This window comes from Bacillus sp. LK2 (assembly GCF_001043575.1).
Taxonomy (GTDB): domain Bacteria; phylum Bacillota; class Bacilli; order Bacillales; family Bacillaceae_G; genus Bacillus_A; species Bacillus_A paramycoides.
Genome location: NZ_LDUK01000013.1, coordinates 96,240 through 104,695 on the forward strand (window position 1 = coordinate 96,240; position 8,456 = coordinate 104,695).

General features: G+C 36.4%; 6 protein-coding genes and 1 pseudogene. 6 read left to right on the forward strand and 1 reads right to left on the reverse strand.

Annotated elements, in window-relative coordinates; genetic code table 11:
- Nucleotides 1-275: 275 nt before the first annotated feature.
- Nucleotides 276-1,394, reverse strand: coding sequence for a sporulation integral membrane protein YtvI (gene ytvI / locus VK90_RS09200; protein ID WP_002173719.1), 1,119 nt, complete (start codon nucleotides 1,392-1,394; stop codon nucleotides 276-278).
- A gap of 423 nt (nucleotides 1,395-1,817) precedes the next feature.
- Here ytvI and VK90_RS09205 point away from each other — a divergent pair, with 423 nt between their 5' ends.
- The 6 genes and pseudogenes from VK90_RS09205 to VK90_RS09230 all read left to right on the forward strand — a co-directional run bounded on the left by VK90_RS09205 (nucleotide 1,818) and on the right by VK90_RS09230 (nucleotide 8,347).
- Complete coding sequence (locus tag VK90_RS09205) at nucleotides 1,818-2,279, forward strand: DUF441 domain-containing protein (RefSeq protein WP_002173718.1); 462 nt, start codon at nucleotides 1,818-1,820, stop codon at nucleotides 2,277-2,279.
- A 387-nt stretch (nucleotides 2,280-2,666) separates the two neighbouring features.
- Nucleotides 2,667-3,815: a citrate synthase gene (gene citZ, locus VK90_RS09210; RefSeq protein ID WP_116500351.1), complete on the forward strand. Its 1,149-nt coding sequence runs from the start codon at nucleotides 2,667-2,669 to the stop codon at nucleotides 3,813-3,815.
- Nucleotides 3,816-3,975: 160 nt separating this feature from the next.
- Nucleotides 3,976-5,268 carry an NADP-dependent isocitrate dehydrogenase gene (icd, locus tag VK90_RS09215; protein ID WP_002173716.1) on the forward strand — a complete coding sequence of 431 codons (1,293 nt, stop codon included), beginning with the start codon at nucleotides 3,976-3,978 and terminating at the stop codon, nucleotides 5,266-5,268.
- 19 nt (nucleotides 5,269-5,287) lie between these two features.
- Nucleotides 5,288-6,226 (forward strand): malate dehydrogenase, encoded by a 939-nt coding sequence (gene mdh, locus VK90_RS09220; protein WP_002173715.1) that lies wholly within the window; start codon nucleotides 5,288-5,290, stop codon nucleotides 6,224-6,226.
- Nucleotides 6,227-6,442: 216 nt separating this feature from the next.
- Nucleotides 6,443-6,871 (forward strand): annotated as a pseudogene (locus VK90_RS09225) (MaoC/PaaZ C-terminal domain-containing protein); the annotation flags it as partial.
- Nucleotides 6,872-7,153: 282 nt separating this feature from the next.
- Nucleotides 7,154-8,347: an IS110 family transposase gene (locus VK90_RS09230; RefSeq protein ID WP_048372226.1), complete on the forward strand. Its 1,194-nt coding sequence runs from the start codon at nucleotides 7,154-7,156 to the stop codon at nucleotides 8,345-8,347.
- The last annotated feature ends 109 nt before the right edge of the window (nucleotides 8,348-8,456 follow it).

An 8,456-nucleotide genomic window follows, 5' to 3' on the forward strand; every position in this document is an offset into this window, starting at 1 on the left:
GGAAAACTACTGATTAAAAGGGTCCCCTACCTCATTTTGTATATTTATTCATTTACATAAAAAGTAATAAATGTAAGTAATAATTATAGGATAAATAGAATAAAAATGTAATTTTAACCTAAAACATGCGTTTTTTATGCAAAAAATAAGAGAATTATCCTTTTTTAGGAAATTCTCTTTCGGATGTAGTTAGTACAAAAAAGTACAGTGAATAATCAGTGGGAAATTCCCACTGATTACAGTTAATTTTTTTATTGTGTATGAATTAGAAAATATTATTTTGATGGTGAGCCTTTGATGAATTTCCATAAGTCATGGAATACATGAGCTTTGTGTAATGTATTAAGTAGTACTAATGTGACTGGACCGATGATTAATCCTAAAAAACCAAAGAGCTTAAAGCCGACAAATAGAGCGATGAGTGTCGCTAATGGATCAAGTCCAATATTAGATGAAAGTACTTTCGGCTCCATGATTTGTCTTTGGACAATCACGACGATGTATAGGATGAGAAGACCGATGGCGAATGCAGTGTCGCCTGTGAAAAATACGTATATAACCCAAGGAACGAAGACAGCTCCTGTTCCTAAATACGGGAGTAAATCTACAACTCCTGTAATAATCGCGATAGTAATTGCGTATGGCACGCGTAATATTAAAAGACCGATTAGTACAATGATAGTTGTCATAGATACGAGTGTAAGTTGCGCTTTAACAAAACCGAACAAAGCTTTTCTTAAATCGACAAAGATAGTTTTTCCGTATCCATGTACACGATTGGGTAGGAGTTTTCTTGCTTTATGAGCAAGACGATGCCAATCGTAACTAATGAAGAAAGTGGCTAATAAGACGAATACAAGGACAGTTAAAGTTGTTGGTAATGCACTAATGAAATTTGTTAATCCGCTTATGATGGCGGTTAAAAGTTCTTTCATTTGTGTCGTTGCTTCGGTACCTAAGTTTTGAATATTTTGTGTAATAGTGTATCGCTGCGGTTCTCCGAGATGATTAAATTTAGAAATTAAATCATCATAGAGAGGCATAATATGATTAAGTGCAAATTCTTGGGCGAATGCAACGATATCTGGAAACTTCACTGTAACAATTTGTAGTAAGTATGTTGTGGCAGATATTGCTTCAGTTACAAGGTATGTAACAAGTCCGACGATAGCTCCGAACACGAGAATTAAGCTAACGAGTACCGATAACGCACGAGGAAATTGTAGTTTTTGATTAAGGAAATTGACGACAGGATTAATCAAATAAGCGAATGCAAAAGCGATAATAAAAGGGTAAATAAGGCCTGACATGTAAAGTAAGGCATAGAACCCAACTACCGTTGCTACAATGACAAATATGAGTCGTAATATCATATATAGTAAGTTTCGGTTCAAAGATGTATACCTCCCATTCCAATTTGGATTATCCTAATTCGTTCAACTTATAACTAGTGAGATTCACTGATCAAAGTTTCACTTTATGTTATAGTGGAATGATGGATTTAGCCTGCTTTTGCAGTGGAATAATGACTGTAAAAGCTTGTTGGTGATGCTTCTACCATATGGTAAAAACTTCATTTTCTCTCCTTTTTATTTTACCTGTTTCTTATTAGAAAAGAAAGGAGAGACAGCCGGTGTATGCATGCTTTAGTTTTTTTCTGGTTAAAGTCTTGTTTGTAATTTTGAAACGCATATAAAAATTAATTTGTTGCTTTATTATAATTGATAAATGCGCATCGATATAGCATGTATAACGATAGGTTTAAAGGTATTTTTGTTTGGAAACAAGTTCATTATTTTCAGAAAGGAAGTGCAATCATGATTAGTCAGTCAACGTTATTTTTATTCATACTATTTATTATAGGACTAATTGCTAAAAACCAATCGCTTACTGTAGCTGTTGGTGTGTTATTTTTATTGAAGTTTACGTTTTTAGGAGACAAGGTTTTTCCTTATTTACAAACGAAGGGAATTAACCTCGGTGTGACGGTTATTACAATTGCGGTGCTTGTACCAATTGCGACTGGTGAGATAGGCTTTAAACAACTTGGAGAAGCGGCGAAATCGTATTATGCATGGATTGCCTTAGCTTCAGGGATAGCGGTTGCTTTGTTGGCGAAAGGTGGAGTGCAATTATTAACGACTGACCCTCATATTACAACTGCGCTTGTTTTTGGGACAATTATAGCTGTCGCTTTATTTAATGGGGTCGCTGTAGGTCCATTAATTGGGGCTGGAATTGCCTATGCAGTTATGAGTATTATACAAATGTTTAAATGAAGAATTTTATAGTAATATAAAATTTTTGAATTCTTTCTGTTCACAAAAGTCAGATAATTGTTTATAATAGGATTAGAAACTTTGAAAAGTTACATAACAGCAAAGACTTTACACCAGATAAAATAAAAACAACATAAAACAATTTTATAATGATATTGTTTTATGTTGTTTTTATCATAAAACTCTTCGGAATTAATTTTCCTCACTAACTTGTTGTTCTGAGCGTGAGGATTCGGGGAGACATTCACGCTCATGCTTTCCATGTAAGCAATGGACAATAAGAGGGGAACATCGCAATAAATTTGCATGATCGTGCATTTTGCTTGCCTAAAGAGTGAACGAGCGTTCATAATTTATAAGGGGAGCAAATAGATATAAGGAGCAAGATTGGGAGAATTTTCAGGAAAAGGAGAGAATGTCATGACTGTTATTCGAGGTTTAGAAGGGGTAGTAGCAACAACATCATCTGTGAGCTCTATTATTGATGATACATTAACTTATGTTGGGTATAATATTGATGATTTAGCTGAGAATGCTACATTTGAAGAAGTAGTGTACTTATTATGGCACCGCAAGCTTCCTAACGAAAAAGAACTAGCGGAATTTAGTGAAACTGTGTCTCAATACTATAAAGTTCCAGGTGAGATTTTAACATATTTAAAACAAGTAGATTTAAATATTGCGCACCCGATGTCTGTTTTACGAACTGCAATTTCCATGCTATCATTATATGATGAGAGCGCTGAAATAATGGATGAAAAGTCCAATTATTTGAAAGCGGTTAAATTACAGGCGCAAGTGGGGACTTTAGTTGCGGCTTATGCAAGAATTCGCAAAGGTTTAGATGTTGTTGAGCCAAGAAAAGATTTATCATTAGCTGCAAACTTCTTGTACATGTTAAATAATCGTGAGCCAAATGAAGTTGAAATTGAGGCTTTTGACAAAGCACTTGTACTCCATGCAGATCATGAGTTAAACGCTTCTACATTTACTGCACGTGTTTGTGTTGCTACGCTGTCGGATGTATATTCTGGTATTACAGCAGCGATCGGTGCGTTAAAAGGTCCTCTTCACGGCGGGGCAAATGAAAATGTAATGAAGATGTTAACTGAAATTGGCGAAGAAGAAAATGTAGAATCATATATTCATAATGCTCTTCAAAATAAAGTGAAAATTATGGGATTTGGCCATCGTGTGTATGAGCATGGTGATCCACGCGCGAAACATTTACGTGAAATGTCTAAGAGATTATGCGTGCTTTTAGGAGAAGAGAAATGGTATAATATGTCTATCAAAATTGAAGACATTGTAACAAAAGAAAAAGGTCTTCCACCAAATGTTGATTTCTATTCAGCTTCTGTATACCATTGTTTAGGAATTGACCATGATTTATTTACACCTATCTTTGCAATTAGCCGTATGTCAGGCTGGTTAGCTCATATTCTAGAACAATATGAAAATAACCGTTTAATCCGTCCGCGTGCTGATTATAATGGACCGACACACCAAGTGTATGTTCCACTAGCGCAACGATAAGCTAAAAACACTATTTTGATAGTGAAAATACGCTTTCAAAAGTCTGACTTTTTTGGGAAGATGTAATGATTAGAATATTTTAATTTGACTAACGGTTTGAACTGAGGGGTTACTCCCTCAGTTTCATACATATGAAATTTCAAACATGGGGGTTATCACATTGACAACAGGTGAAAAAATTACTGTAACTAATGGTGTTATGAATGTACCAAACAATCCGATTATTCCATTTATCGAAGGAGATGGAATTGGTCCTGATATTTGGGCAGCTGCATCTCGCGTACTAGAAGCAGCAGTTGAAAAAGCTTATGATGGTGAGAAGAAGATCGTTTGGAAAGAAGTGCTTGCAGGGGAAAAAGCATTCAACCAAACAGGCGAGTGGTTACCAGAAGAGACATTAAATGAAATTCGTGAGTATTTAATCGCGATTAAAGGTCCACTTACAACTCCGGTTGGTGGTGGTATTCGTTCTCTAAACGTAGCACTTCGTCAAGAATTAGATTTATATGTATGTCTACGTCCAGTTCGTTACTTTGAAGGTGTTCCTTCACCTGTAAAACGTCCGGAAGATACTGATATGGTTATTTTCCGTGAAAATACAGAAGACATTTATGCTGGGATTGAATATGCACAAGGATCTCCAGAAGCAGAAAAAGTTCTTGCTTTCTTAAAAGAAGCAATGGGCGTTAATAAAATTCGCTTCCCAGAAACTTCAGGGATTGGTATTAAGCCTATTTCAGAAGAAGGGACAAAGCGTCTTGTTCGTGCTGCAATTCAATATGCAATTAACGAAAAACGCTCTTCTGTTACATTAGTTCATAAAGGAAACATTATGAAATTTACAGAAGGTGCTTTCAAAAACTGGGGTTATGAAGTAGCGGAACAAGAATTTGGCGATAAAGTATTTACTTGGGCTGAATATGACCGTATTGTTGAGAAAGATGGTAAGGATGCAGCGAATAAAGCGATGGCTGAAGCAGAATCTGCTGGAAAAATCATCGTAAAAGATTCTATTGCAGATATCTTCTTACAACAAATTTTAACTCGTCCTCGTGAGTTCGATGTTGTTGCAACAATGAACTTAAACGGAGACTATATCTCTGATGCACTTGCTGCACAAGTAGGTGGCATTGGTATTGCACCTGGTGCAAATATTAACTATGTTACTGGACATGCTATTTTTGAAGCTACACATGGTACAGCTCCGAAATATGCAGGTTTAGATAAAGTAAATCCATCTTCTGTTCTTCTTTCTGGTGTATTATTATTAGAGCACTTAGGATGGAACGAAGCTGCGAAATTAGTAACTGCTTCAGTTGAGAAAACAATTGCATCAAAAGTAGTAACATATGATTTCGCACGCTTAATGGAAGGTGCAACAGAAGTGAAATGTTCTGAGTTTGCTAATGAACTTATTAAAAACATGGATGTAGCGATAATCAAAAACGCATAATTAAAGCGGGGGGTAAATTATGACAATCAAACGCAAAAAGGTTTCAGTCATCGGTGCAGGATTTACAGGAGCAACAACAGCATTCTTATTAGCACAAAAAGAACTTGCAGATGTTGTATTAGTGGACATTCCACAGCTGGAAAATCCAACAAAAGGGAAAGCGTTAGATATGTTAGAAGCGAGCCCAGTACAAGGTTTTGATGCTAACATTATTGGTACATCTGATTACGCAGATACTGCTGATTCTGACGTTGTCGTTATTACAGCAGGTATTGCGCGTAAGCCTGGTATGAGCCGTGATGACTTAGTAGCAACAAACTCTAAAATTATGAAAAGTATTACGCGCGACATTGCAAAACATTCACCAAATGCGATTATTGTTGTGTTAACAAATCCAGTTGATGCAATGACATATTCTGTATTTAAAGAGGCTGGGTTCCCGAAAGAGCGTGTTATTGGTCAATCAGGTGTATTAGATACAGCTCGTTTCCGTACATTCATTGCGCAAGAATTAAATCTATCTGTTAAAGATATTACAGGATTTGTTCTTGGGGGACATGGTGATGATATGGTACCTCTTGTGCGCTACTCATATGCAGGTGGTATACCGTTAGAAACATTGATTCCGAAAGAGCGTTTAGAAGCAATCGTAGAACGTACACGTAAAGGTGGCGGTGAGATTGTAGGCTTATTAGGAAACGGTAGTGCATATTATGCGCCAGCAGCATCTTTAGTTGAAATGACAGAAGCAATCTTGAAAGATCAACGCCGTGTATTACCAGCTATTGCGTACCTTGAAGGTGAATATGGTTATAGTGACCTTTACTTAGGGGTACCAGTAATTCTAGGTGGTAACGGAATTGAAAAAATTATTGAATTAGAACTTCTTGAAGATGAAAGAGAAGCGTTAGATCGCTCTGTAGAATCTGTACGTAACGTTATGAAAGTTCTTGTTTAATAATTAAATATAGGCGGAAAAAGATTCGGGGCCCCGAATCTTTTTCTACTATTTACTGAATTGTTTTTTTAAAATAATATGAAAACGCTATCATTTGTAGGATCCTATAATGAAACTATAGACTTATACTATACATTGCCCTCATCATAGTAATTTTCGGATAAGGTATCGCTTTTAGTAGGATAATAAGGTGAAAAAATCGGAGGGGGTTGTAACATGTTAAAGAAAAAAGTTCAAATTGGTCGTAGAATGGATGAAATTACAGTAGGAGAGAAACTATCTATCACTGAAAAAATTGAGGATAAAGATTTGTTATTGTATTTAGGGTTAACGAATGATGCCAATCCATTATATATTCAGCATGATTACGCATCCCAAACTCCGTATGAAAAGCCGATTGTACCAAGCATTATGCTAACAGGGATGATTACAACGGCGGTTACGAAATATTTGCCAGGTCCAGGTAGTCATATTATTAGGAAGGACCTTACGTTCGTGAAGCCTGTTCACCATTATGAAACGTTACAAATCCACTTTGAAGTTGTGGCTGTTTCTGAGGAGGAACATACAATTGATATGCTTGTATCAGCTTATGATGAACAAGAAGAGAAAGTTGTAAAAGGTTCATTAACAGTAACACCACCTCGTATGATTAAGTTAGGTTTTTTAGGAATGGGATTCACCTATAAACCCAAGAGTATCCAGCTTTATGAGATACTTATATTTGTAGATAGAGTGTTGCCGATCACCACCTTGAATCCTTGTATTCGATTGAAAGATTGGTACCTCTGTCTAATAAGTAGTTTACGAATGAGTTGGATGTTGATGACCATTGGTCATTCTTCGTATCTCTTACGAGGTAGTAGCGCTTATTAGTTCAGGGGAGGATAACACTATCTAAAAATCATCAAAATAGGGGTGTATACTATGTTCTACTTAGGTATTGATATTGCCAAACACAAGCACTATGCTTCCATCATTGATTCCACTGGGAAACCTATTACCAAGCCATTTCCTTTCCACAATCATAAAGAAGGTGGACAAGCTTTATTAACTTGGCTTTACCGATACATTAGTTCTCCGACAGAACTGTCAATCGGGATGGAGGCCACCGGTCACTATTGGATAGCTGTCTATTCTTTTCTACTAGATCATGGTTTTTCTGTGATTGTACTGAACCCACTCCAAACCAATGCATGGCGAAAGGGAACAGAAATTAGAAAGAGAAAAACAGATGCCATTGACGCCACTATGATTGCCGATGTCATACGATTTGGCCGCTTCCTTGAAACTCCACTCGTAGACGAGAAAATGTTCGCTTTAAAACAACTAAGCCGGTTTCGTAATTCTCTTGTACGTAATATAAGTGATTTAAAACGTAAGGCGCTTGTCGTGTTAGATCAAACCTTTCCAGAATATCAAAGTATTTTCTCTAATGTCTTTGGCAAAACGTCTTCACAGCTCCTAATTGAATATACATCTCCTAGCGATTATGAAAGACTGTCTATTGATGATTTGACACTAATAATTGAGCAAGCAAGTCGTTGCCGACTTGGAAAAAAAACAGCCAATCAACTGATGGAATTAGCCTCAAACTCATTTGGTGTCACCTTTTGTAAAGATGCTTTCTCATTCCAATTAAAAATGTTGATGGAGCAAATCCGCTTTATTGAAACTCAGTTGAGAGAATGTGAGAATCAAATGTCTCAACTATTAAGTGACTTAGATACGCCAATCACTACTATTCCGGGTATTGGTCCTATATTAGGTGCCACTATATTAAGCGAGATTGGGGATATAGGCCGCTTTGACAAGCCTTCTAAACTTGTGGCTTATGCCGGTATTGATGCCACTATTTCTCAATCAGGTCAATACGAATCAACTGGTATGTCTATGTCCAAACGTGGCTCCTCCCATCTACGTAGAGCATTATTTCAAGCGGCTATTACTGCTTATAAACATGACCCTGTATTAAAAGCTTTTTATGAAAAGAAACGAAATCAAGGAAAACACTATTATGTTTGTATAGGAGCTGTAGCTAGGAAGTTGTGTTATATTGTCTATGCCATTCTAAAGAGTAATAAACCCTATAAAATCCCTCCATTCCCAGTCCAGAGATAACTTTTTTATTTTTTGAGACTTCTCAAGGTTTATTTAAGTTACCCTTTTTTAGGGTAACCACTCTTCATTTATATTGTATTTCACGCTTGACATTTCATAGTTGGTCTTT